General features: G+C 53.2%; 22 protein-coding genes. 10 read left to right on the top strand and 12 right to left on the bottom strand.

What is annotated here, in order from left to right; translation table 11 throughout:
* Positions 1-42: 42 nt before the first annotated feature.
* From OGY71_RS22150 to OGY71_RS22140, 3 genes are read left to right on the top strand one after another with little or no spacing between them, the layout of a single operon-like run.
* Entirely contained in the window at positions 43-762 is a 720-nt protein-coding gene (locus tag OGY71_RS22150; RefSeq protein ID WP_001102107.1) for a (Fe-S)-binding protein, read from the top strand.
* 10 nt (positions 763-772) lie between these two features.
* On the top strand, positions 773-2200 hold the full coding sequence (locus tag OGY71_RS22145) for a LutB/LldF family L-lactate oxidation iron-sulfur protein (RefSeq protein WP_003830092.1): 1428 nt from the start codon (positions 773-775) through the stop codon (positions 2198-2200).
* Entirely contained in the window at positions 2193-2888 is a 696-nt protein-coding gene (locus OGY71_RS22140; protein WP_063941052.1) for a LutC/YkgG family protein, read from the top strand. The genes OGY71_RS22145 and OGY71_RS22140 overlap by 8 nt, the downstream gene beginning before the upstream one ends.
* Before the next feature lie 49 nt (positions 2889-2937).
* On the opposite strand, the gene gntP is transcribed toward OGY71_RS22140, so the two are convergent.
* Positions 2938-4281 (bottom strand): gluconate permease GntP, encoded by a 1344-nt coding sequence (gene gntP, locus OGY71_RS22135; RefSeq protein WP_003033260.1) that lies wholly within the window; start codon positions 4279-4281, stop codon positions 2938-2940.
* A 261-nt stretch (positions 4282-4542) separates the two neighbouring features.
* Here gntP and uxuA point away from each other — a divergent pair, with 261 nt between their 5' ends.
* From uxuA to OGY71_RS22110, 5 genes are all read left to right on the top strand, one after another.
* Positions 4543-5727, top strand: a complete 1185-nt coding sequence (gene uxuA, locus OGY71_RS22130) for a mannonate dehydratase (RefSeq protein WP_003830090.1) — start codon at positions 4543-4545, stop codon at positions 5725-5727.
* An 80-nt stretch (positions 5728-5807) separates the two neighbouring features.
* The gene (locus OGY71_RS22125; RefSeq protein ID WP_003830089.1) at positions 5808-7283 is read left to right on the top strand and encodes a fructuronate reductase; all 1476 of its coding nucleotides are present in this window, start codon (positions 5808-5810) and stop codon (positions 7281-7283) included.
* A 176-nt stretch (positions 7284-7459) separates the two neighbouring features.
* Complete coding sequence (gene uxuR, locus OGY71_RS22120) at positions 7460-8233, top strand: Uxu operon transcriptional regulator (protein ID WP_032934226.1); 774 nt, start codon at positions 7460-7462, stop codon at positions 8231-8233.
* Positions 8234-8860: 627 nt separating this feature from the next.
* Entirely contained in the window at positions 8861-9070 is a 210-nt protein-coding gene (locus OGY71_RS22115; protein ID WP_003830087.1) for a hypothetical protein, read from the top strand.
* A 193-nt stretch (positions 9071-9263) separates the two neighbouring features.
* A complete protein-coding gene (locus OGY71_RS22110; RefSeq protein ID WP_003830085.1) occupies positions 9264-10319 on the top strand; it encodes a porin in 1056 nt (351 codons plus the stop codon).
* Between the two features lie 62 nt (positions 10320-10381).
* Here OGY71_RS22110 and OGY71_RS22105 read toward each other — a convergent pair whose 3' ends face one another.
* From OGY71_RS22105 to OGY71_RS22070, 8 genes are all read right to left on the bottom strand, one after another.
* The gene (locus OGY71_RS22105; protein ID WP_003830083.1) at positions 10382-10783 is read right to left on the bottom strand and encodes a hypothetical protein; all 402 of its coding nucleotides are present in this window, start codon (positions 10781-10783) and stop codon (positions 10382-10384) included.
* 191 nt (positions 10784-10974) lie between these two features.
* Entirely contained in the window at positions 10975-12162 is a 1188-nt protein-coding gene (locus OGY71_RS22100; RefSeq protein ID WP_286613726.1) for an MFS transporter, read from the bottom strand.
* A gap of 94 nt (positions 12163-12256) precedes the next feature.
* Entirely contained in the window at positions 12257-12508 is a 252-nt protein-coding gene (locus tag OGY71_RS22095; RefSeq protein ID WP_003830079.1) for a putative Se/S carrier protein, read from the bottom strand.
* Positions 12505-13272 (bottom strand): putative 2-hydroxyacyl-CoA dehydratase activator YjiL, encoded by a 768-nt coding sequence (gene yjiL, locus OGY71_RS22090; protein WP_003830076.1) that lies wholly within the window; start codon positions 13270-13272, stop codon positions 12505-12507. The genes OGY71_RS22095 and yjiL overlap by 4 nt, the downstream gene beginning before the upstream one ends.
* A gap of 9 nt (positions 13273-13281) precedes the next feature.
* Positions 13282-14433 (bottom strand): double-cubane-cluster-containing anaerobic reductase, encoded by a 1152-nt coding sequence (locus OGY71_RS22085; protein WP_267395261.1) that lies wholly within the window; start codon positions 14431-14433, stop codon positions 13282-13284.
* Between the two features lie 95 nt (positions 14434-14528).
* Positions 14529-14993, bottom strand: a complete 465-nt coding sequence (locus OGY71_RS22080) for a GNAT family N-acetyltransferase (RefSeq protein WP_003830072.1) — start codon at positions 14991-14993, stop codon at positions 14529-14531.
* A gap of 13 nt (positions 14994-15006) precedes the next feature.
* Positions 15007-16287, bottom strand: coding sequence for a DUF445 domain-containing protein (locus tag OGY71_RS22075; RefSeq protein ID WP_191221866.1), 1281 nt, complete (start codon positions 16285-16287; stop codon positions 15007-15009).
* A gap of 75 nt (positions 16288-16362) precedes the next feature.
* The gene (locus OGY71_RS22070; RefSeq protein ID WP_003830068.1) at positions 16363-17289 is read right to left on the bottom strand and encodes a LysR family transcriptional regulator; all 927 of its coding nucleotides are present in this window, start codon (positions 17287-17289) and stop codon (positions 16363-16365) included.
* Between the two features lie 219 nt (positions 17290-17508).
* Between OGY71_RS22070 and OGY71_RS22065 the strand changes: the two genes are divergently transcribed.
* The gene (locus OGY71_RS22065; protein ID WP_149281685.1) at positions 17509-18741 is read left to right on the top strand and encodes a dicarboxylate/amino acid:cation symporter; all 1233 of its coding nucleotides are present in this window, start codon (positions 17509-17511) and stop codon (positions 18739-18741) included.
* A 30-nt stretch (positions 18742-18771) separates the two neighbouring features.
* Positions 18772-19962 (top strand): cystathionine beta-lyase, encoded by a 1191-nt coding sequence (gene metC, locus OGY71_RS22060; RefSeq protein WP_003830063.1) that lies wholly within the window; start codon positions 18772-18774, stop codon positions 19960-19962.
* A 79-nt stretch (positions 19963-20041) separates the two neighbouring features.
* Here metC and mdtM read toward each other — a convergent pair whose 3' ends face one another.
* From mdtM to OGY71_RS22045, 3 genes are all read right to left on the bottom strand, one after another.
* Entirely contained in the window at positions 20042-21283 is a 1242-nt protein-coding gene (gene mdtM / locus OGY71_RS22055) for a multidrug efflux MFS transporter MdtM (protein ID WP_063941055.1), read from the bottom strand.
* Positions 21284-21607: 324 nt separating this feature from the next.
* The gene (locus tag OGY71_RS22050) at positions 21608-22258 is read right to left on the bottom strand and encodes a LysE family translocator (RefSeq protein WP_286605958.1); all 651 of its coding nucleotides are present in this window, start codon (positions 22256-22258) and stop codon (positions 21608-21610) included.
* Between the two features lie 48 nt (positions 22259-22306).
* The gene (locus OGY71_RS22045) at positions 22307-23122 is read right to left on the bottom strand and encodes a helix-turn-helix transcriptional regulator (RefSeq protein ID WP_126957763.1); all 816 of its coding nucleotides are present in this window, start codon (positions 23120-23122) and stop codon (positions 22307-22309) included.
* Positions 23123-23128 lie beyond the last annotated feature (6 nt).

Here is a 23128-nt window from a genome sequence, read left to right as displayed (position 1 = left end):
ATCAAGCGCAATAAACAGAAATGAAGCAATGGAGTAGTTATTGTGAATGTAAATTTCTTTGTTACCTGCATTGGTGACGCACTGAAATCACGGATGGCACGAGACTCCGTATTGCTGCTGGAAAAACTGGGTTGTCGCGTGAATTTCCCCGAGAAGCAAGGGTGTTGCGGTCAGCCAGCCATCAACAGCGGTTACATCAAAGAGGCGATCCCTGGGATGAAAAACCTGATCGCCGCGCTGGAAGACAACGACGATCCGATTATCTCCCCTGCGGGCTCCTGCACCTACGCGGTAAAAAGCTACCCAACGTATCTGGCCGATGAACCTGAATGGGCGCTGCGTGCTGAGAAAGTTTCCGCGCGTATGCAGGATCTCACCTCCTTTATCGTCAACAAACTGGGCGTGGTGGACGTTGGCGCCAGCCTGCAGGGGCGCGCTGTGTATCATCCTTCCTGTAGCCTGACCCGCAAACTGGGGGTGAAGGAAGAGCCGCTCACGCTGCTGAAAAACGTGCGCGGACTGGAGCTGTTGACGTTTGCCGATCAGGACACCTGCTGCGGCTTTGGCGGAACGTTCTCGGTCAAGATGGCCGAGATATCCGGTGAGATGGTGAAAGAGAAAGTCTTACATCTGATGGATGCAAAGCCGGAATATTTGATTGGCGCAGACGTCAGCTGCCTGCTGAACATTGGCGGCCGACTGCAACGGGAAGGCCAGCCGGTCAAAGTGATGCATATTGCTGAAGTGCTGATGAGCCGCTGAGGGGAAAGAGATGTCGATAAAAACCAGCGATGTAGAATTTAAACTGCGCATTCGTCAGCAGATAGAAGATCCGATCATGCGCAAAGCCGTGGCTAATGCGCAGGAGCGTATCGGCGCAAATCGGCAAAAAATGGTCGATGAGTTAGGCCACTGGGAAGACTGGCGCGATCGTGCCAGCCAGATCCGCGATCACGTTCTGAGCAACCTCGACGCTTACCTGTATCAACTCTCCGAGAAAGTGACGGAAAACGGCGGGCACGTCTATTTCGCCAAAACCAAAGAAGATGCCACTCGCTACATTTTGCAGGTTGCGCAAAGTAAAAATGCGCAGAAGGTGGTGAAGTCCAAGTCGATGGTGACCGAAGAGATCGGCGTCAACCATGTGCTGCAGGATGCCGGAATCCAGGTGATCGAAACCGATCTCGGGGAATATATCCTGCAACTGGATCAGGATCCGCCTTCGCACGTCGTGGTCCCGGCGATTCATAAAGATCGCTATCAGATCCGCCGCGTGCTGAACGAACGTCTGGGGTATGACGGCCCGGAAACCCCGGAAGCCATGACCTTGTTCATTCGTCAGAAGATCCGTGAGGATTTCCTCAGTGCCGAAATCGGTATTACCGGCTGTAACTTTGCCGTGGCGGAAACCGGCTCGGTGTGTCTGGTGACCAACGAAGGCAACGCGCGCATGTGCACCACGCTGCCGAAAACGCACATTGCGGTGATGGGCATGGAGCGTATCGCGCCGACCTTTGCCGAGGTGGATGTGCTGATCACCATGCTGGCGCGCAGCGCCGTGGGTGCACGTCTGACGGGCTACAACACCTGGCTGACCGGCCCGCGCGAGGCGGATAACGTTGACGGACCGGAAGAGTTCCATCTGGTGATTGTCGATAACGGTCGCTCGCAGGTGCTGGGCTCAGAGTTTCGCGATGTGCTGCGCTGCATCCGCTGCGGAGCCTGTATGAACACCTGTCCGGCATACCGCCACATCGGCGGACACGGCTATGGCTCTATCTATCCAGGACCTATCGGCGCGGTGATTTCTCCGCTGCTCGGCGGCTATAAAGATTTTAAAGACCTGCCGTACGCCTGTTCTTTATGCACGGCCTGTGACAGCGTCTGCCCGGTGCGCATTCCTCTGTCAAAACTGATCCTGCGTCATCGCCGGGTGATGGCCGAGGAGGGCATTACCCCGAAAGCCGAGCGACGGGCGATCAAGATGTTCGCCTATGCCAATAGCCATCCGGGGCTGTGGAAAGTCGGGATGATGGCGGGCGCGCATGCGGCGAGCTGGTTTATCAATGGCGGCAAAACCCCGCTCAAGGTTGGCGCGATTGGTGACTGGATGGAGGCGCGCGATCTGCCTGATGCTGACGGCGAGAGCTTCCGCAGCTGGTTTAAGAAACATCAGGCGCAGGAGAAAAAGAATGGATAACCGTACCGCGTTTTTAAACACCATCGCCCAGGCGCTGGGTCGCCCGCTGCGTTTCGAACCGCAAGCGGATGCCGCGCCGGTTAACAACTATGCCAACGAGCGCCTGACCGAACTTAGCCCGCAGCAGCGCTGCGATGCGTTCATCCAGTTCGCCAGCGAAGTGATGCTGGCTCGCTGCGAGCTGACTCGCGAGGACCTGGCCGCAGACGCGGCGTTACGCCTGTGCGAAGAATTGGGTCAGCAGCCGGTGGTGCTGAGCGGCGACAGCCGGCTGGTGGAGCTGGGTATCACCGAACGCTTGCAGCAGGAATGCAACGCCGTGGTCTGGGATCCGGCGCGTGGTAGCGAAAATATTACCCAGGCCGAACAGGCGAAAGTCGGCGTGGTGTATGCCGAATATGGCCTGACGGAGTCCGGCGGCGTGGTGCTGTTTTCTGCGCCCGAGCGTGGGCGTTCCCTGAGCCTGTTGCCGGAGTCCTCGATTTTCGTGCTGCGTAAAAGCTCCATTCTGCCGCGTGTGGCGCAACTGGCAGAAAAACTGCATCAGAAAGCGCAGGCCGGTGAGCGTATGCCATCGTGCATTAATATCATCAGTGGACCCAGCTCGACGGCGGATATTGAGCTTATCAAGGTGGTTGGGGTACATGGCCCGGTGAAGGCGGTGTATCTGATTATTGAGGATTGTTGAGGCAGGATGGAAAACCGCTCTGGCGCTATAGGCCAGAGCGGTATCGACGTTATGCAATCATGCTGATGATCAACACGATAATCAGGCCAACCACGGAGTTTACCAGCTCCAGCAGACCCCAGGTTTTCAGCGTATCCTTCACCGACAGGTCAAAGTAGCCTTTGAACAGCCAGAACGAAGCATCGTTGATATGGGTCAGGGTGTTGGAGCCCGCCGCTGTTGCCAGTACCAGCAACGCCGGGTCGACGCCCACCAGTTGACCGGTTGCCGGGTCGAGGATTGCTGCGCTAATAATCCCCGCGGCCGTCATGGCTGAGACCACGCCCTGACCCGTTGCCAGACGAATCAGTACGGTTATCAACCACGCCATAATGTACGGAGAAATGTTGCCGTGTGACATCAGCATGCCGATGGTATCGCCGATGCCGGTATCGATAATGGTTTGCTTCAGTACGCCGCCCGCGCCGATGATCAGGATCACCATGGCGATGCTTTTCACCGCGTTTTCAAAGGCGTTCATTACCCACTGCATGTCGTGACCGCGCGCGGTACCAAACAGCACGAAGGCGACAACCATGGCGATAAACATTGCAATCGGCGAGGAGCCTAAGAAGTTGACCACTTCCCACGCCTGCGTCCCTTTCACCAGCCAGATGTTGGCAATGGTGGTGGAGATCATGATGATCGCCGGGATCAGCGGCACCAGGATAGACACGCCGAAGGACGGCAGGTTGTTCTGGTCAACCGGTACGTCGGCCTTCATGAATGACGGCGTTGGACGATCGAGGTTGCCGAGGAATTTCGGCAGAATAAGCCCGGCGCAGATTACGCTCGGAATGGTCACCAGGATACCGTAGATGTAGACCATGCCCATGTCAGCGCCGTAGGCGTTAACCAGCGCGACCGGACCCGGCTGCGGTGGGAACAGTGAGTGAGCGGTGGTGGCGGCGGCAACCGCAGGAATCGCCAGCTTGAGGAACGGGATCTTCGCTTCCGCGGCAATGACGATCACCAGCGGTGCCAGCATAATAAACGCCACTTCATAGAACATCGCCAGGCCGAAGATCAGACCAATAATGATCACCGACAGCTGCACGTAACGTAGACCGAGTCGCGCCAGCAGCGTATGGGCAATCTGATGCGCCGCCCCGGAGTCAACCATCAGCTTACCGATGACGGCTCCGAATACCACGATAATCGCCAGCTCACCCAGCGTGCTGCCAAAGCCGGATTTCATGGTATGCAGCAGTTCCATTAAATCCATTCCCGCCAGCATACCGACCGAGAGTGCCGCCAGCAGCAGGGCGACCATCGAGTTTATTTTGAATCTTAAATTGAGCACCAGCATCAGGCCGATGCCGAATACAACCCACAGAATATTGAGAACGTGCATATAACGTCTACCTTACTTTGGTTGAACTATTATGATTTTGGTTGAGATGTTACATATATTGGTCAACCTATGATGCGATGGATGTCACATTGCGTTACATGTTTACATTAATACTGGGTTGTCTGGACGTAAAAAGGCGATCTAATCAGCAGGCATCGTGATTTGGTTAACCAATTTAGCGCTTCAGGTTGACATGTAATACCAAAAGGAGGAATTTATGTGCCATATCGTCGAGTCCATAACGTAAATGAGGAATAAAACATGGAACAGACATGGCGCTGGTATGGTCCTAACGATCCGGTCACCTTAGCGGATGTACGTCAGGCGGGTGCTACGGGCGTTGTTACCGCCTTGCACCATATCCCGAACGGGGAAGTGTGGACGGTTGATGAGATCCTAAAACGCAAAGCCATTATTGAGCAGGCGGGCCTGGTATGGTCGGTCGTCGAAAGCGTACCGATCCACGAAGACATTAAAACCCGTTCCGGCAACTATCAGCAGTGGATTGCCAACTACCAGCAAAGCCTGCGTAACCTGGCCGAGTGCGGCATTCGTACCGTGTGCTACAACTTTATGCCGGTTCTCGACTGGACCCGTACCGACCTGGAATACGTCCTGCCGGACGGCTCCAAAGCGCTGCGTTTCGATCAAATTGAATTTGCCGCCTTTGAGCTGCATATCCTCAAACGCCCGGGCGCGGAAGCGGACTACACCGCCGAAGAGATTGCGCAGGCGCATGAACGCTTCACCACCATGAGCGAAGAAGACAAAGCACGTCTGACCCGCAATATCATCGCCGGTTTGCCGGGCGCGGAAGAGGGCTACACGCTCGACCAGTTCCGCCAGCATCTTGAACGCTATAAGGATATCGATAAAGCTGCGCTGCGTGAGAATTTTGCCGTCTTCCTGAAGGCGATTATTCCTGTAGCAGAAGAGGTCGGTGTGCGCATGGCGGTACACCCGGACGATCCGCCGCGCCCAATCCTTGGCCTGCCACGCATTGTTTCCACCGTGGAAGACATGCAGTGGATGGTCGATACGGTCAACAGCATGGCGAACGGTTTCACCATGTGTACCGGCTCCTACGGCGTTCGTGCGGATAACGACCTGGTCGACATGATCAAACAGTTTGGCCCGCGCATTTACTTCACACATTTGCGCTCCACGCTGCGTGAAGATAACCCGAAAACTTTCCATGAAGCGGCGCATCTTAACGGCGACGTCGACATGTACGAAGTGGTGAAAGCGATCGTTGAGGAAGAACAGCGCCGTAAAGCCGAGGGCAAAGAGGATCTGATTCCTATGCGCCCGGACCACGGTCACCAGATGCTTGACGACCTGAAAAAGAAAACCAACCCAGGTTACTCCGCGATTGGTCGCCTGAAAGGCCTGGCGGAAGTGCGTGGCGTTGAGATGGCTATCCAGCGCGCTTTCTTTAGCCGCTAAAGCAGTGTTGCCGGTCGCCTGTCTGGCCGGCTTTTTTCTTTTCTCTCCGTTGGTCTTTCCGACGGGATCTGGAGTTCACGATGACAACGACAATTGCCAATAGCAACCTGCCGGTTGCACGCCCCGCATGGGACAGCTCTCGTCTGCAATCCCGCATTGTTCACCTGGGATGCGGCGCTTTTCACCGCGCGCATCAGGCGCTGTACACCCACCATCTGCTGGAAACCACCGACAGCGACTGGGGTATCTGTGAAGTTAACCTGATGCCGGGTAATGACTGCATACTGATTGAAAACCTGCGCAAGCAACAATTGCTGTATACCGTGGCGGAAAAAGGCGCGGACAATACCGTGCTGAAAGTGATTGGCTCAATGAAAGAAGCCCTGCACCCGGAGCTTGATGGCTGTGATGGTATTTTACAGGCCATGGCGCGCCCGCAGACGGCAATTGTCTCGCTGACGGTCACGGAAAAAGGCTACTGCACCGATGCCGCCAGCGGTCAGTTAGATCTCAATAACCCACTGATTAAACACGATCTGGCGAATCCGGCCGCGCCGAAATCGGCGATTGGTTACATCGTACAGGCGCTGCATCTGCGTCGTGAGCAGGGGCTGGCGGCCTTTACCGTGATGTCCTGCGATAACGTGCGCGAAAATGGCCATGTGGCGAAAGTTGCGGTGCTGGGCCTGGCGCAGGCGCGCGATCCGCAGCTGGCGCAGTGGATTGAAGCGAACGCCACTTTCCCATGCACCATGGTCGACCGCATTGTTCCGGCGGCGACGCCAGAAACGTTGCAAGAGATTGCCGACCAGTTGGGCGTTTACGATCCGTGCGCTATCGCCTGCGAACCGTTCCGCCAGTGGGTGATTGAAGACAACTTTGTTAACGGTCGTCCTGATTGGGACAAAGTCGGCGCACAGTTTGTTGCCGACGTAGTACCGTTTGAAATGATGAAACTGCGCATGCTCAACGGTAGCCACTCTTTCCTCGCTTATCTGGGCTATCTTGGCGGTTATGAAACCATCGCTGACACCATGACCAATCCAGCGTACCGCAAAGCGGCGTTTGCACTGATGATGCAGGAGCAAGCGCCAACGCTGTCGATGCCGGAAGGCACCGATCTCAGTGCCTACGCGACGCTGCTGATCGAGCGTTTCAGCAACCCGTCTCTGCGCCACCGTACCTGGCAGATTGCGATGGATGGCAGCCAGAAACTGCCGCAGCGCCTGCTGGATCCGGTGCGTCTGCATCTGCAAAACGGCAGCGGCTGGCGTCATCTGGCACTGGGCATCGCGGGCTGGATGCGCTACACCCACGGTGTGGATGAACAGGGGCAAGTCATTGATGTTGTCGACCCAATGCAGGCCGAATTCCAGCGCATTAACCAACAGTTCCAGGGAGCCGAACGGGTGACGGCGCTGCTGGGGTTAAGCGGCATTTTTGGTCACGATCTGGCGGAAAACGCCGATTTTGTGGAAACGATTATCGCGGAGTATCAACAGTTGTGTGAACACGGCGCACGCGAGTGCGTTGCAGCGTTAAGCGCTGACGCATAACCTCCCAGGTATGACGGGTCAATCAAAATACTAATTTGGTTGACCCGTTTTCTGTTTTTGGCTTCCCGCAAATGCTATAGTTCAGGCGAAAAAAACGTTATTGGTAGGCCGGATAAGGTGTGCGCAGTCATCCAGCCTCCGGATTCTGAATTGACGCATCTGACGGACATAACACGATGAAATCAAACACTTCTCAGCAAAGACCCTACCAGGAAGTGGGTGCAATGATCCGCGATCTGATTGTCCAGACGCCGTACCTGCCTGGTGAGCGCTTACCTCCGGAGCGTGAAATCGCCGAGAGGCTCAATGTCACTCGCACGGTGGTGCGCGAAGCGTTAATCATGCTGGAAATTAAAGGTCTGGTGGACGTGCGTCGTGGTGCCGGGATCTACGTACTCGACAATGCAGAAGCTCAGACTATCGACAGTTCGGATGTGAATCATTGCAATGATGCAGGCCCGTTTGAGCTGCTACAGGCGCGACAGCTGCTGGAAAGCAACATCGCCGAATTTGCCGCGCTGCAGGCCACCCGCGAAGATATCGTCAAAATGCGCCAGGCGTTGCAGCTGGAAGAGCGGGAGCTGGCCTCCAGCGAACCCAACGGTTCTGAAAGCGGTGACATGCAGTTCCATCTCGCTATCGCCGAGGCCACGCATAACAGCATGCTGGTGGAGCTGTTCCGCCAGTCATGGCAGTGGCGCGAGAACAACCCGATGTGGATCCAGCTTCATAGCCATCTCGATGATACCCACTATCGTAAAGAGTGGATGGGTGACCACAAGCAGATCCTGGCGGCGTTAATCAAAAAGGATGCTCGCGCGGCCAAGCTGGCGATGTGGCAGCATCTGGAAAACGTCAAACAGCGCCTGCTGGAGTTTTCAAATGTTGATGATATCGACTTCGATGGCTATCTGTTTGACTCCTGGCCGCTGGATAAAGTTAACGCTTGATTTTACCACCTCTCACGCGGGCTGTTGCGGCCCGCTCGGCATTGCATAACAACCTTTCTTTTCACGTCTTAAACCTCATGTAAAAAATGGTTTCCATAGTCTTCAATGATCATTTTTTTCGCCGCCCCTGTGTGATGTAAATTGATTTTCATCAATTAAAAACAACTTATTTTTGCTTGCGAAAAAATGCGCTATTTACCTTATTTTTACCTTTTTGTGCTTATTTTTAGACAATACAGGTCTGTATTAAGTGAGAATCAAAGTGATTTCCGCTGCAGATAGTGCAGGGCCGCCTGGCATAACAGCGCATAAAAACTGGTGGTTTGCGTAAAAGTAGACATTAATAATGGCATGTAACTCATTGTCTGTAGTGATGTTTTGATTGAGCATTATTATTAATGTGAATGATTCGTGGCTTTTTAATCATATGAATAAAAACGGATATATGTAAAGCTAACATTACACATTATTCTATAATCAAGTTATCTTTCATTTGAAATAACGTTCCAGTTTTTTGTTCTTTATTAACAGTTTCATTACTATTGTGACTGTATTTTGCCGTTGACATGTTTTTACACTGACTGCATATTTCATCGCCATAAGCGTGTTTGCGTTCAGGAGATGATTATGCCCTCTCGAGATTACCCTGATATCCGAAAAGCCAGGGGAACCCGATCAAAAGATATGGTTCTATTAAGTGCCCGTGTCGATACTTCTCTATGGGAATATGTTCGGACGCTGGCATTTGAAACTCGTAAAAGTAAACAAGACATTATTGCCGAGGCATTAATGTTGCATCGCTCTATTAATGAGAGCACAAGCGAAGAATCTAAGTAATTACTCTCTGTTCGGGTTTTCTTTAAAACCCAAAATTGAAACAGGTCTTGCCACTTCATTATTGCCTTTATTGGTATATTTTTTCGGTGTGTTATTGGTGTTTCCCCTTATCTGGAGGGGACTTTTTTATGTGGGCATCCCGCCTTCATAACAAAGTTGATAGCAAAATTCACAATTAAAAGTGAGTAATAACATGAAAAAGTCAGTAGTGGCATTAGCTGTAATGGCATTAGGGGTAACCTCCGTTCATGCAGCGGAAATTTATAATAAAGATGGTAACAAACTGGATCTGTACGGCAAAGTAAAAGCGGTCCATTCCTGGACTGACGGCAATAACGCCGATGAGACCTACGCGCGTCTGGGTTTTCGCGGTGAGACACAAATCAACGATCAACTGACCGGTTATGGCCAATTTGAGAGTCAGTTTGATGCCTCTAAAGCAGAAGGTTCTCAGAATGGCGTTAAGACACGTCTGGCGTTTGCTGGCCTGGATTACGGCCATGACGTTAGCTTTGACTACGGTCGTAACTACGGTATCGCTTACGACGTGGGAGCTTACACTGACACTCTCTCAGAGTTCGGCGGTGACTCCTTTGAAGATGCTGACCGCTTCCTTACTTCACGCACTTCTGGCGTTGCAACACTCCGTACCAAAAATCTGTTTGGTGCCGTTGATGGTTTGAGCGTTGGTGCGCAATATCAGGGGCAGGACGATACCAATACGGATCCGACCAAACAGCACGGCAACGGCTACGGCTTCTCCCTGGGCTATGACAATATCGCGGATTCTGGTGTTTCTGCCATTGCGGCCTATACAAAAAGCTCAATTACCGCGGCCCAAAAGAAAGGCAATACAGACGGTATATGGGATGGTGAAAACGCAGAGTTCTGGGGCGCAGGCCTTAAGTATGATGCAAACGCAATCTACGTTGCGACCATGTACGGCGAATCCCACAACCTGCTCCTGAATACGCGCGAAAAAAATTCTCAGGGTGTCCCTCAGGATGCGGACAAAGCGCAGCACTTTGAAGCGATGGCGGCCTATGTGTTTGATTTTGGTCTGCGTCCGAACGTGGGCTACGTCCATACGCGTGACAACAACAATAACGATCTGACCGAATACGTTGCGCTGGGCACAGACTACTACTTCAACAAAAACATGGTTGCTGATGTGGGTTACAAAATTAACCTGCTTGATGGCAAAGACGGCGACAACAAGGTTGTTGCGGGTCTGACCTATCAGTTCTAAGTAGTTATACTAGTACGAAAAAGGCGTCTTGGTTAAGACGCCTTTTTTACATTTGCTGGAGTTTAAACCGGCTGACTCTCTTTCATCTGTACACCGTTAAACAGCCATTGCCAGATGCCCACTTTTACCCATGCGACCACGCAGAGGATCAGATAAAAAAGCGGATTATGGGTAATGGTAACGCGCATGACTTCCATTAAATCCACATGCAAATTTCCGGCAATTGCCATATTGATAACAAAAATAGAGGCTACCGCGCTGGCCAGTAAAATAAGTATGGCATGTAACTTTGTTATCTCCGGTAACTTGCCAGAGGCCCATTGCCATAAGAATGTTGTTGATAACAGGAAGATAATAAACAATCCCAGTGCGCCAAATAAGCCAAAGTCTTTATAATCCTTTAGCGTGCCAATTAAACCCGCTAAAATAATTAACCCCAGTAGTATTTTTTTAAACCACGACATGTGCCTTTCCCGAAGATGGTGTTGATGTTGAATTAATATGTCCATTTTTACGCATTTTAAATTGAGTTTATAAATGAACAGCCGGGGATTATAAATTGTCTGACGGATAATTGCCGATTATTTGCGGTTTATTAAATGCTGACATTTAATTGCGGACTAATCCGAATATATCTTCTTTAGACGTTAGCCGGTTATACCCTTTTGGGCGAGGCGAAACGCTGTTTGTATAATTGCGTGAGGCTGATAAGTGCCGCAATAAACAACGCGACCGCGCCGCACACCGTGGCGTTAACGATCGCCTGTGCGCCGCTTCCCAGCAGGCTGGTTAATAGCGGACCAAGTATTTGCCCAATGCCGTAAGTCAGAGTGACCAGGCCCAGCAGATTAATATTGCGCGGTACGCTAAGTTGTCGGGCAAGCGGCATCACCAGTGAAGTGGTTCCCATAAACGTTGCGCCAAACCCCATGCTGCTTATCACCAGCAGCGGCAAGGAGCCGCTGGCGAGCGTCATGACCACGCAGGCGCTTTGAATCAGCAAATTCGCCGTCAGGCATTGCAATACACCCCAGCGTCGGGCGGCCCACAGCCAGGCGAAACACCCCGGAATTATCGATATGCCGACCAGCGACCAGAGATGGGCAGTCAACAGCGGCGAACCGGCACTTTTCGCCATCAGCGGCAGGTAGGTGGCGACAATGATGTAGCCAAATCCGGCCAGCCCGTACAGTAGCGCCAGCAGCCACCAGGACATAGGCTGATACTCTGTTTTTACCGGGGCCGCAGCGGGGAGCATGTGGTCGCGAGATGGCAGGAGTATAACCAGTAGCACGAAGAACAGAGCCGAGGCTGCCGCTGCGCCCAGCCAGAGCGTGTGCGATGAAAGCGCAAAATGCAGACCGATAATGACATATTCATTGCCCAGCAAAATGCCTGCACCAACGCCGGAGAACAACGCCGCGATCACGAAGGGATGCCGGGTATGATGCAGAACGATCATTGAGCCAAAGATCATCATACCGGCACTGGCGACGCCTGCCAGAAAGCGGATCAGCATCACCAGCGCGGGCTGCGTAAAGCTGGCCATCGCCAGAATCAGCCCTGCGGTAGCGAGCGCGGACGTTAGCAGCATCGGGCGTAAGCGTGAGGGAAGATGGAAGAGCCCGAAGGAGAAGAGCAGGCTTCCTGCCAGATACCCGGCGTAGTTGGCGCTAGCAATCCAGGAGAGTTGGTCAAACGTAAATAGACCTTCCGACAGCAGCACTGGCAGCATTGGTGTATACAGAAAGCGCCCAATTCCCATACCCAGTGTTAAGACCAGCATGCCAAAAAGCGCGACGCTGATGGCATGACGATTTGAATCTGGGCTTCCCTGGGACATACGGACTCTCATTTCGCGCTGTTAGCTGATAATTGTTATATTACATGCGTAAATGATAATGAAAAGTAAAATAAAACCAAGTCCCCTGACTCGTTCAGGAAGGAGGAAAAGTGGCAAGGCAGCGCCAGTCTCCGTTTTCAAGACGGTAGATAGATTCGGTATGACCCGGAATTATCCACTCATCCTCCTTGCCAGCAACACAGTCGATGTAAATGCACAGCCCGCAGCCACCGCGTAGCTCGCGGGGAATATCTGCCACCCGAAAGCACATACCCGCAGCCTGTAGCGCTTTACGCGTTTTGATGACGCCGAGGGTAGTATGAAACAAGAACAGTGTTTCCTTCACTCACGTTTCCCCTGACGCTGACCAATTAACGCGGCCCCAATCGCCCCAGCAAACTGCGCGTCGGGATGCGTGTGTACGGGAATGCCAATGTGGCCTTCAAGCATACGAGCAAAGGCGTGACAGTGACTTACTCCCCCGGTAAATAACAGTGGAGCCTGCCCTGAAAGCCGTCCGATGAAATTCGCGCTGCGTCGGGCCATCGCGTTGATCACACCTGCTAAAATGGCCTCCGGCGCGACACCCGCAGAGCGCAGGCTTATAACCTCTGACTCGGCAAAAACCGTGCACATGCTGGTGATGGCATGTGGTTCGACGCCAGCGGTAATCGCATCTAGCTGCTCTACGCTGGCGCCGAGCGTGCGTGAGATGACTTCCAGAAATCGTCCGGTCCCTGCCGCACATTTGTCGTTCATCAAGAAATCGCTGAGGTTGCCATCATCATCTAACTGGATGACTTTACTGTCCTGACCGCCGATATCAATCACTGTGCGGGTGCCGGGAGCCAGCAAGCGCGCCCCCAGACCGTGGCAGGAAATTTCAGTGACCTGTTTGTCGGCATAATCCACGAGCTGCCGTCCGTAGCCAGTGAGGGTTAAAAATGGTCTATCGTTCAGCCCCGCTTGCAGCGTTTCCCATGCCTGAGCGATCGCTTCGGCAGGGCGAAAAGGTGTTGGGCAGAGGAAGCGACGTCTGATGACGTTCCTTTCCAACAAAATCCCTTTAGTCGCCGTGGAGCCGGAATCGATCCCTATTGAGTATGTCATCCCTGTTCCTCACAACATTTCAATGAACGCGGCGACACGAGTGCTAAGTTGGCCGATATCCGCGCTGGAGTAGTCGGTTTCAATAGCGATATAGGGAATGTTGTGCTGCTGGCGGACGTGGCGTTTAATGGCCAGTGATTCAACAGCGTAAGTGTGGCAAGCCTGTAAAATGACATCGACGACGCCGTCAGCCTGGTACTCTTCAACCATTTGGCTGAGCATTTTCAGACGTTGATCGTTAGGGGAAATACATGAGCAGCCGATGGCGAGGTATTTATCGGTCAGCGCGTCGTAGACGTCGCCAGTTTCCTCCACGCACTGTTCAGTGGCTTTCGCCCCGGTGCAGTTTTCATAGCCCACCACCCAACCGCCGTTTTCTTCAATGGCACGAACCACTTTTTCTGCCGCGCCGCCGATGGGGCAGCCGGTTATCAGTATGCGTGGACGTGACGCCAGACGTTTCCCGGCCTGCCATTCCTGATGTACCCGCTCGGCCATGCTATTAAGCTCGTCGATCAGTGCTGCTTTATCAAAGCGGAAGGTTGCACCGTAGACGACTTTCAGAATGTCACTGCCGCTGAGTGCGGGTGGGTTGAGCTGACCAACGCGGTAGAAGTTTGCCAGTGCACGACGTTCCTGGTTTTTTAGAATGACGGCTTCACGTAGCGCGGCTTCGGTTATCGGGGTGCTAAAACGGGCTTCGATTACCTGCTGCAAACGCAGGATCTCGGCTTTCCACAGCGCCCGCGAAGCCGCATCACTGGCGCTGTTGGGCAGTTGCATCACATGTACCGCTTTAAATTCAGCCATGTACTCGTACATCTTCTTTTTACCATCGCAGGTCGTTTCGCCCACCACCAGGTCAGAGAAGTAGAAGTACGGACATTTATCCGTTTTACCAAACCCGTAGCTGCTTTTGATCAGTGGACACAGGTTTCGTGGCAGATCTTTTTCGGCCTCTTCAATCGTTTCATCAGAGGTTGAGCATAGCGAAACGACGACCGCGCCTGCCGCCATCGCTATCTCCTGCGGCATAAAGGTGCAATAGGTCCCAACGAGCGGGATACCCTGCTCTTTAAGATCCATTACGGTGAGAAAACCTTTCTGACGGGCGTCGGAGAATTGATTAAAAATGGCGGGTAAATCGGTGATTAGCGACATGATTTTCCTTCCCCGTAACACGGGAGACAGTAAAAAGACGTCGCATTATAACCATGCAATTTATCTGGCTTTATTGATGTACAACAATTGTGCGCTTACAGATTACGACTGTAGACCCGTGAGACTTCCCCCCACGGATGATAGCCCGGCCCGTCAAAGTAAAATCCCGCTTTCTCGTATAAGCCTTCCAGGTCAGTACACAAATGGAGCTGCATAAAGCCTAGCTGTTTAGCCTGCTGCGCAATATGTTCAATCAGGCGAAATGCCAGACCGTGACCACGATAGCGAGGATCGACATAGAGCGCGCATAGCCACGGCCACAGTTCGCCGCGACTGATAAAATCATTAGTGATCAATCCGGCGCAGCCAACAATGCTGTCGCCGTCCTGCAGCCAGTACCACTGCGGTAGCGGGTTCTTTGCGCCAATGCAACGATGCAGCGCATCTTCGTATACCTTCACGGAGTCTTCTGAGGCCCATTGTTGCTGAAAGTAAGCGGTGACCTCGTGCAGTTTTTCCGGTGTTTCGCGCAGGGAAAAAATGCGGATGTTCATCGTCATTGAATTTTTCTCCTTAAAAATTCGCCAGCGTCAGCAGGGACGGAATTTGCGACAACAGATATAACACCAGCCCAATAGAACCGCCAACCAGCGTGCCGTTGACGCGGATAAACTGCAAATCTTTACCGATGTTCAGTTCAATTTGCTGCGACATATCGTGTGCATCCCAGCTTTTCACCGTGTCGCTAATATGGCGCGTCAGGAAGGTGGCGAACTCTGGCGCTACTTTATGCGCGGCCTGTTCCAGATGCCCATTCAGTGAGGCGCGCAGGGCGCTGTCGGCTACCAGCGTTTCGCCAAACCATTGTCCCGCACTAGCGATACGCTGCTTCACGCGGGAATCGTCGGCGTTAATGTCGGTTTTCACCCACTGACGCAGGTCTGCCCACAGCTCGCCAAGATAACGGTTGAAGGCTTCATCTTCCTTCAGATAGCTTTTCAGGCTTTCGGCCCGCACGGCCATCTCCGGATCGTGTTTGAGCTTATCGATGAGTTTAAACGTGGCGCGATCGAAGGCATGGCGGATCTGATGCGCGCGATCGTGGCTGATGTCATCCAGCAAGGAGTTAACGGCATCAGACACCAGCTCGGCACTGTGCTCGCCCAGCCATTCGGTCGGCAGGATCTTCGCTTTCAGCGGATGTTCGGTTTCCAGCCAGTGCACGACCTGTCTGGCGATAAACGCTCGCGAGCTGTCGCGCTGGAGCAGGGCGATCAGTTGGGCGATCAGCGTGTCGAGCAGCACCTGATGGCGATTGTTTTTGGTCATGCTTTCCAGCATCAACGCACTGGTACCTGAGAGATCGACCTTGTCGATGGCCTTGTGCACCGCCCGCTTGATCAGCCGCTGAATGCGCGAGTCGTCGGTCAGTTCGAGAAAACCGCTCATAATTTGCAGCAGATGCTGGCCGATGCGCTGGGCGTTTTCCGGCTGGCTGAACCAGTTGCCGATCAACAGCGCCGGTTCATGGCGGCGGATCAGCGCGACCAGCGACTGGGTATCGAGAAATTTTTCCTGGACAAATTGCCCGAGATTTTCGCCGATCCGATCCTTATTGCGCGGGATAATCGCCGTGTGCTGCGAGATAAACGGGATCGGCACCCGGCGAAAAAGCGCCACCACGGCAAACCAGTCCGCCAGCGCGCCCACCATCGCCGCTTCGGCGATCGCTTTGATCCCCAGTACCCAAAAGTTAGGTGGCAGAAACAGCGTGATGACGAAGGTGGCAGCGGCAATCAGCAGTAATGAGAGCGCCAGTCGCTTGGCGCGTTTGAGTTCAGCAATTTTATTCATAGGCTTAAGGATAGAGCCAGACGGGGGGATCGCGCAAAAAATGTGGAGCGCCTCCCATTTTCAGGTGGGCTGGGCTTACTCCGGGATCCAGTTGTCCCAGGCGGGCAAGGGGCCGAGTTCCGCCACCAGAAAATCGATAAACGATCGCACCTTAGGATTGCTGTACTTGCTGGGAAAGTACAGCGCATACAGGGCGTGAGTTTCACAGGTGATAGTGCCGTCGAGCATCAGCGGCGTTATCTCTTCTTTTTGAATATGATCGCCAATCAGATAGGTGGGCAAATACGCCACTCCCTGATCTTCTAACACCGACTTCAGTAATACCAGGCTGCTGTTGGCCTGGATTGGCATATGCAGTTTTAATTGGTGCAGGCGATCCTGTTCATCCGCCACCTTCAGCACCGGCGTGAGGCCTGGGTAAACCAGACAATCATGGTTGACCAGGTCGCTTCGGCGCTGGGGCATGCCTTTTTTGGCAAGGTAGCCGGGTGAAGCGCAGTACGCCCAGCGAACAGGCACCAGCTTGCGCATCGCATAGTTTTGCGGCGGTGCGGTGGAGATGCGCAGGGCGATGTCGAAATCTGTTTCGTTCAGATTCACAAAGTTATCGTTGAGATCGATATACAGATTCACATCCGGGAACTGGGAGCGATATTTATCCACCAGGTTCACCAGCCGGGAATAACCAAACGCAATTGAGCAGGTTATGCGTAATTCACCCTGCGGGCTGTGGTAATAACCGGAAGTGGTATTCAGCGTTTCATCGAATTCTTTCAAAAGCTTATTAGCGCGGTTGAAGAGATATTGCCCTGCGTCGGTCAGGGTAATACTGCGGGTGGTGCGTTTAATTAATGTCGTGCCCAGCGTGTCTTCCATCGCAGCCAGACTTTTGCTGACCGCAGACGGCGATACGTTGAGCTGCGCCGCGGCTTCTGACAATCCTCCGCAGTCGACGATTTTAGTAAAAAACTCCAGATGCTTGAGTGAAATCGGCGTACTCATAGTTTCCTTTAATTCACAAGTGATTTGCAAAAACGGTACGAATAGGCCGTTACATTCGCGTTTTAAACATGCAACTATTGAATCACAGGAAACAACTTGCTGGCAAAATGAAAAAATAACAACTTAGGTGAGTTACGTCACAAAATAAAAGGAGGCGAAACGGAAACTCATCACATTGTGAATTTAATCTCATTAATTATTATTCTAAAGGTACCGATTATGTGGTCACGACTCGAACCCTACAGATCGTCGATTATTTTATTAGTTGCTCTGGTGATTGGCGGCTTATTAGGTATTTATGCCCCATCGTTTGCAAGTAAACTCCAGCCAATAGGTCAGATATTCTTAAACCTGTTATTTATGATTATTGTGCCGCTGGTGGGGATCAGCGTCATGTCTTCGATCGCCAGTATGACCGACCTGAAAAGGTTAGGGCGCATTATGGCGATTATCTTTATTGTTTCGATCGCCATGGCCTTTATTCCAGCCGCCGGGATCGTCGCGCTGGCGCTCTGGTATAACCCGGCGCAGGGCGTCACTATCGATCTCTCGCAGTCGGTACAGGCGGGCAGCGGTAAGATGGATTTTGTCAGTATGATCACCACCAGCGACTTTATCGGACTGTTTTCTAAGTCCAATATTCTGGCGCTGATCGTAATGGCGATCATCGCCGGTGTCGCAATTGGCCAGTCGGATCAGGCCGGTAAACGCATTGCGTCACTGCTGGAAGACGCCAATACCGTGATCATGAAGATCGTGTCGATCATTATGAAGGTCGCGCCGATTGGTCTGGGCTGCTACTTCGCCGCCACCATGGCCAGTCAGGACTCTGCACTACTGTTAACCTTTGCCCGCGCCATCGGCCTGTTTATGATTGCCACGCTGGTCTACTTTGTTTTTGGCTCAATTCTCTATTCGTATATTGGCGGCGGTATTCCGGCGGTCAAAGCCTTTTGGCGTAACGCGATTGAACCGTCTGCGACCGCGCTGGGGACCTGCTCTTCACTGGGGACGCTGCCGGTGACGCTGCGTGCCGGTAAGGCGATGGGGATTAACCCGGAAATCGTTGATGTCTCCATTCCGCTGCTGGTTAATCTCAACAAGGGCGGCGTGGCGATGATTGCCGCGCTAAAAATTGTCTTTATCTATTCCGTGCTGGGCATGGAATTCACCACCGAAACCTTCTTCCTGACGATGCTGATTGCGGTGCTCTCCGCCATTATCGTTGGTGGCGTACCGGGCGGGGCGTTCCTCGGTGAAATCTTTATCGTCACAACGCTCGGCCTGCCGATGGAAGCAATCCCGATGCTGGTGGTGCTGGGCACCATTACCGATGCGCCGGCCACACTGATTAACGTTATCCATGATTTGAATGCGGCGCAGATTGTTGAACGGTTCGCTGGAAAAAAGCAGACCAACACTGAAATAAACTCTACTGCTGCGGTGGTATAGGTCTCACACGGATTAAGAACAGGAGATGTTATGAAAGACGCAATGAAGCTTGAAACGCACCTGGTTGTTGCTGGTCGTGACAAACGCTACACCCAGGGAGCGGTGAATCCGGTTATCCAACGCGCCTCTTCACTGGTATTTGATACCGTGAAGGACAAGAAATTTGCCACCGCCAATCGCGCTAACGGCGAGCTGTTTTACGGTCGTCGCGGAACCTACACCCACTTTGCCTTTCAGAAGGCAATGAGCGAGCTGGAAGGCGGCGTTGGCTGCGCGCTGTACCCTTGCGGCGCTGCGGCGGTGACAAACGCGATTCTGGCGTTTGTTCAGGGTGGTGATCATATTCTGATGACGGGTGCGGCCTATGAACCAACCCAGGATTTTTGCAATAAGATCCTGAGTAAATTCAACGTGGAAACAACGTATTACGATCCGCTGATTGGTGCAGGTATCGTCGATCTTCTGCGTCCGGAAACGAAGGTGGTATTCCTTGAGTCACCAAGTTCTATCACCATGGAAGTCCAGGACGTGCCGGGGATGGTGAAGGCTATCCGCGCGGTGAATCCGGAGATTGTTATTATGATCGACAACACCTGGGCGGCGGGCGTGCTGTTCAAAGCGCTGGATTATGGCGTGGATATTTCCATTCAGGCGGGAACGAAGTACACCATCGGTCATTCGGACGGCATGCTGGGCACGGCGGTGTCGAACGCCCGTTGTTGGGATCGTCTGCGCGAGAACTCCTATCTGATGGGGCAAACGCTGGACGCCGATACGGCCTACAATGGCAGCCGCGGATTGCGCACCCTGGCGGTACGCCTTAAGCAGCATCAGGAGAGCAGCATCCATATTGCCCGCTGGCTGTCGGCAAGGCCGGAAGTGGCACGGGTGAATCATCCGGCATTACCGGAATGTCCGGGCCATGAGTATTTTCAGCGTGATTTTATCGGAAGCTCAGGCCTGTTCTCGTTTGTGCTGAAAAAGAGATTGACCGACGAACAGATGGCGAATTTCCTCGATAACTTCTCGCTGTTCCATATGGCCTATTCGTGGGGCGGATTTGAATCGCTCATTCTGGCGAACCAGCCGGAAGAGCTAAACAGCATTCGCCCGGCTGGAGAGGTGGATTTCAGCGGTACGCTGGTCAGGGTGCATATCGGCCTTGAGGATATCGACGACCTGATTGCCGATCTGGAAGCGGGATTTGCACGCATTGCGTAAGGTGAGGTGAGCGTAGCCGGATGCGGCGCAAGCGCTTATCCGGCCTACATAGTTGTCGTAGGCCGGATAAGCGGGCAGGTTAGTTTTCAGTGGCTAACGTCGTTGCCTCATGCTGGCGTACCCGTTTGAGTAAACCTGCCAGCGTGAACACGACAGTGAGCCCTGCCGCAACCGCCAGCAGATGAAACGAAATCCTGCCGCCGTTAAACCATAGCCAGCGCCCAATTTCGACAGAAACCGCCATCACCGTCAGGATCACCATATTCAACGATGCGGAAACCGTACCCTTCGGTAAGTTGTTGGAAAACAGTGTAAAGCGGAACAGCGTTGGGAAGATCATCCCAATACCAAACGCATACAGGCTGGTCCCCAGCACCGACCACAGCCAGACGTGCGGCCACAGTAAATTGCCGACAATCAGCACTGCCAGCCCGCTCAGCTGTATAGGTGCGGCCCGCCAGATGAAGCGTGGTTGGGTCGGATCTTTCACGAAACGAACCACCACCATATTGGCGATGATAACTGCGCCGAACACCGGGGCCTGTGCCCAGGCAAACTCCGATGTGGTCATGCCGCCAGCATCGATCAGAATAACCGGTGAGACCGCCACCCAGCTCATCATCGGGATATAGCTTAACGACAGCGTGGCTGCGCCAAACAGGAACACCCGGTTGCGGAAAACGTCGCGGAAATCACGCACTACGCCGCGGGCACTGAACGGCACCGTGCCGCGCTGGACGGTTTCCGGCATGGCTAACATTAACCCAATCAGGGCGATAAGCCCCATGACGGCAATGATGGCAAACAGGATCTTCCAGTGTACAAAGTGCATCAGCGCGGCCCCGGAGAGCGGGCCGATAACCGGTGCAACCAACACAATGGAAGTGATTATCGCCATTAACTTAATGGCCTTCGTTTGCCCAAACGCCTCCTGCACCGTGACATAGCCAACGGTCGCGATAAAGCAGATGCTGGTGCCCTGCACAAATCGGGCTACCAAAAATTGCGTCATTGAGGTGGTGAACAGCGTGGCAGCGCAGGCGAGGGTAAAGATTAACGCCCCCGCAATCAGCACGGGTCGACGGCCAATTCGGTCGGAAAGCGGCCCCAGCAGCCATTGCAGCGCCATGCCGCCCGCCAGATAGAGGCTCACCGCAGCGGGTGCCAGGCTAACATCGGCGTTGAAATCACGTACCACATTGATGATGCCAGGCTGGATCAGGTCCGTCGACAGATAGGCGGCGAAGTCATATAAAATCAACGCGACAGGAAAAAATAGCGTTGTGGCGCGTTGGGAGAAAAACGCGAGAATCCGTTGCATAAAACAGCTCCTTGTCGGGAGAAAACCCTCAACGGGAATAGCGAAATTCAATACCGTCTTTGAGACGTCAGACCGATGACAGAAAAAAGCAGACTGCAAATGTACTGAATTTCATGTAATCAAAAACGCTGTCTGCGCGAAGCGCAAACAGAAGATACGCTCACTGACGCGGGGTCAGAAAACGTAACGATTACAGGTAACAATCAGCACATCGCACCTCAGGAAGAGTAAGTTGAACGGGTAATAACCATCCGCAGTGTAATGCGGATTGGATATTAATTAAACGAGTTTATCCGGTTTATGTGCAGAAAATCACCCTGGAAATCAGACTACGATGCTCGGCAAAAATCGCAGCGCGATGGCACAACCGAAGATAATCAATACACCCCCAGCGATACGTTCCACCCATAATATCCCTCTGGATAACCGTCGCTGGATCTGCGGTAAACCGATGAACATCACGATCAGCAGATCCCAGCACAGCACTACGCTGGTCATCCAGATCCCGCTCATGGTTTGCTGCAGCAGCGTCACCGACGGGCCGAGCAGGGCGGTCATTAGCGCCAGATAGAACAGCGCATTTTTTGGGTTGAGCAGTGACGAACCCAATCCCAGCAGTAGCTGTTTGCCAAATCCTGGACAGGTAGACTGGGTGTCTGTTCCGGTCAGCGTTTGCGGGCGGCTGCGTACCAGCAGGCTGCCAATCCACAATAAATAAAGCGCGCCCAGCAGCTCAATAACCGTTAACAACAGGGGAAGCTGGCGCAGGATCCCCCAACCGATAATTGCCAGCAGAACATACAGCCCGTTGCCGAAAGCGATCCCCACGCACAACCCGGCGCTGCCGCGCATCCGGTATCGTGCGGCGTAACCGACCAGTAAAAAGAAGTCCGGCCCGGGGCTAAGCAATGCGACGAAATGCGCCAGCGCCAGCGCGGGAAAAGCAGAAGGAAAAAGTACAGAAAGCAGCGACATAGCGACCTCAGAGAATGAATCTGAGAGCACCGTACGCCTGACGCAGCGCTAATTATTGTCTGATATTGATCGTCCCAACGCGTACTGGCGCGGTGTGGCGGCGGTGTAGCGAACAAAGGTGCGATGGAAATGGCTCTGGTCGGCAAACCCGCTCTGGTATCCGACATCGGCAATTTCGTCCCCGGCCCGTAGCCGCTGGCGAGCATAGTCAATCCGTATGATGTTCAGATAACTTCCTGGCGTCAGCCCGGTATCTTGCTTAAAGGTACGGATCAGCGTCTCTTTACGCATATGACACTCATGTGCCAGCTCATCGAGCGAGGGCGGCGCGAGCAGGCTGGACTGCAACCGTTCGCGCAGATACTGGCTGGTTGCGCTTAGGTTGTCTTGTGTGACCGACTGCAACGGCAGCGTGTGCAGCAATGCTTGTGCGGCATCCGTTATTTGCGCGGTTTGGCGTTGCGGCATGAGCGTCACAAGGTGCATATAACGCTGGAATAATTGCGCATCGCGGATAACGGGAGCAGGCGTGCAAAGCCGCTGATTGGTGTTCTGTGCAGGCAGATTAGCAAGACACCACTGGGCATCAAGATAAAGCATATGATAGCTGCGAAACTGTCCGTTCACAGGATTACAGCTGTGAGGTGCCAGCGGCGGTATCACAATCAGATCGCCCACCTGCAGATGGTATTCCTCGCCATCGCACAGACAGCACGTTTCCCCCTCGAGAATTGCCCCAATCGAGAGCTGAGAGTGGTGATGCCGCTTATAGGCCTGCTGGCTCTGCCAGGTGCTGCGCAGCTCCAGCCACGGCAACTGCTCATCACGCCAGAACGATTGTGGAATATCTCGGGTATGCGTCACATCGTG

This window comes from Citrobacter sp. Cpo109 (genome assembly GCF_030332565.1).
GTDB classification, from domain to species: Bacteria; Pseudomonadota; Gammaproteobacteria; order Enterobacterales; family Enterobacteriaceae; genus Citrobacter; species Citrobacter portucalensis.
This window is presented reverse-complemented; position numbering and strand designations above follow the sequence as displayed.

Coding starts and splice junctions, on each gene's coding strand:
- OGY71_RS22075 (WP_191221866.1), bottom strand. CDS start 16,287: ATGAATAAAATTGCTGAACTCAAACGCGCCAAGCGACTGGCGCTCTCA.
- yjiL (WP_003830076.1), bottom strand. CDS start 13,272: ATGACATACTCAATAGGGATCGATTCCGGCTCCACGGCGACTAAAGGG.
- uxuR (WP_032934226.1), top strand. CDS start 7,460: ATGAAATCAAACACTTCTCAGCAAAGACCCTACCAGGAAGTGGGTGCA.
- mdtM (WP_063941055.1), bottom strand. CDS start 21,283: ATGCAACGGATTCTCGCGTTTTTCTCCCAACGCGCCACAACGCTATTT.
- OGY71_RS22070 (WP_003830068.1), bottom strand. CDS start 17,289: ATGAGTACGCCGATTTCACTCAAGCATCTGGAGTTTTTTACTAAAATC.
- OGY71_RS22065 (WP_149281685.1), top strand. CDS start 17,509: ATGTGGTCACGACTCGAACCCTACAGATCGTCGATTATTTTATTAGTT.
- OGY71_RS22100 (WP_286613726.1), bottom strand. CDS start 12,162: ATGTCCCAGGGAAGCCCAGATTCAAATCGTCATGCCATCAGCGTCGCG.
- OGY71_RS22140 (WP_063941052.1), top strand. CDS start 2,193: ATGGATAACCGTACCGCGTTTTTAAACACCATCGCCCAGGCGCTGGGT.
- OGY71_RS22105 (WP_003830083.1), bottom strand. CDS start 10,783: ATGTCGTGGTTTAAAAAAATACTACTGGGGTTAATTATTTTAGCGGGT.
- metC (WP_003830063.1), top strand. CDS start 18,772: ATGAAAGACGCAATGAAGCTTGAAACGCACCTGGTTGTTGCTGGTCGT.
- OGY71_RS22125 (WP_003830089.1), top strand. CDS start 5,808: ATGACAACGACAATTGCCAATAGCAACCTGCCGGTTGCACGCCCCGCA.
- OGY71_RS22080 (WP_003830072.1), bottom strand. CDS start 14,993: ATGACGATGAACATCCGCATTTTTTCCCTGCGCGAAACACCGGAAAAA.
- OGY71_RS22050 (WP_286605958.1), bottom strand. CDS start 22,258: ATGTCGCTGCTTTCTGTACTTTTTCCTTCTGCTTTTCCCGCGCTGGCG.
- gntP (WP_003033260.1), bottom strand. CDS start 4,281: ATGCACGTTCTCAATATTCTGTGGGTTGTATTCGGCATCGGCCTGATG.
- OGY71_RS22115 (WP_003830087.1), top strand. CDS start 8,861: ATGCCCTCTCGAGATTACCCTGATATCCGAAAAGCCAGGGGAACCCGA.
- OGY71_RS22110 (WP_003830085.1), top strand. CDS start 9,264: ATGAAAAAGTCAGTAGTGGCATTAGCTGTAATGGCATTAGGGGTAACC.
- uxuA (WP_003830090.1), top strand. CDS start 4,543: ATGGAACAGACATGGCGCTGGTATGGTCCTAACGATCCGGTCACCTTA.
- OGY71_RS22085 (WP_267395261.1), bottom strand. CDS start 14,433: ATGTCGCTAATCACCGATTTACCCGCCATTTTTAATCAATTCTCCGAC.
- OGY71_RS22145 (WP_003830092.1), top strand. CDS start 773: ATGTCGATAAAAACCAGCGATGTAGAATTTAAACTGCGCATTCGTCAG.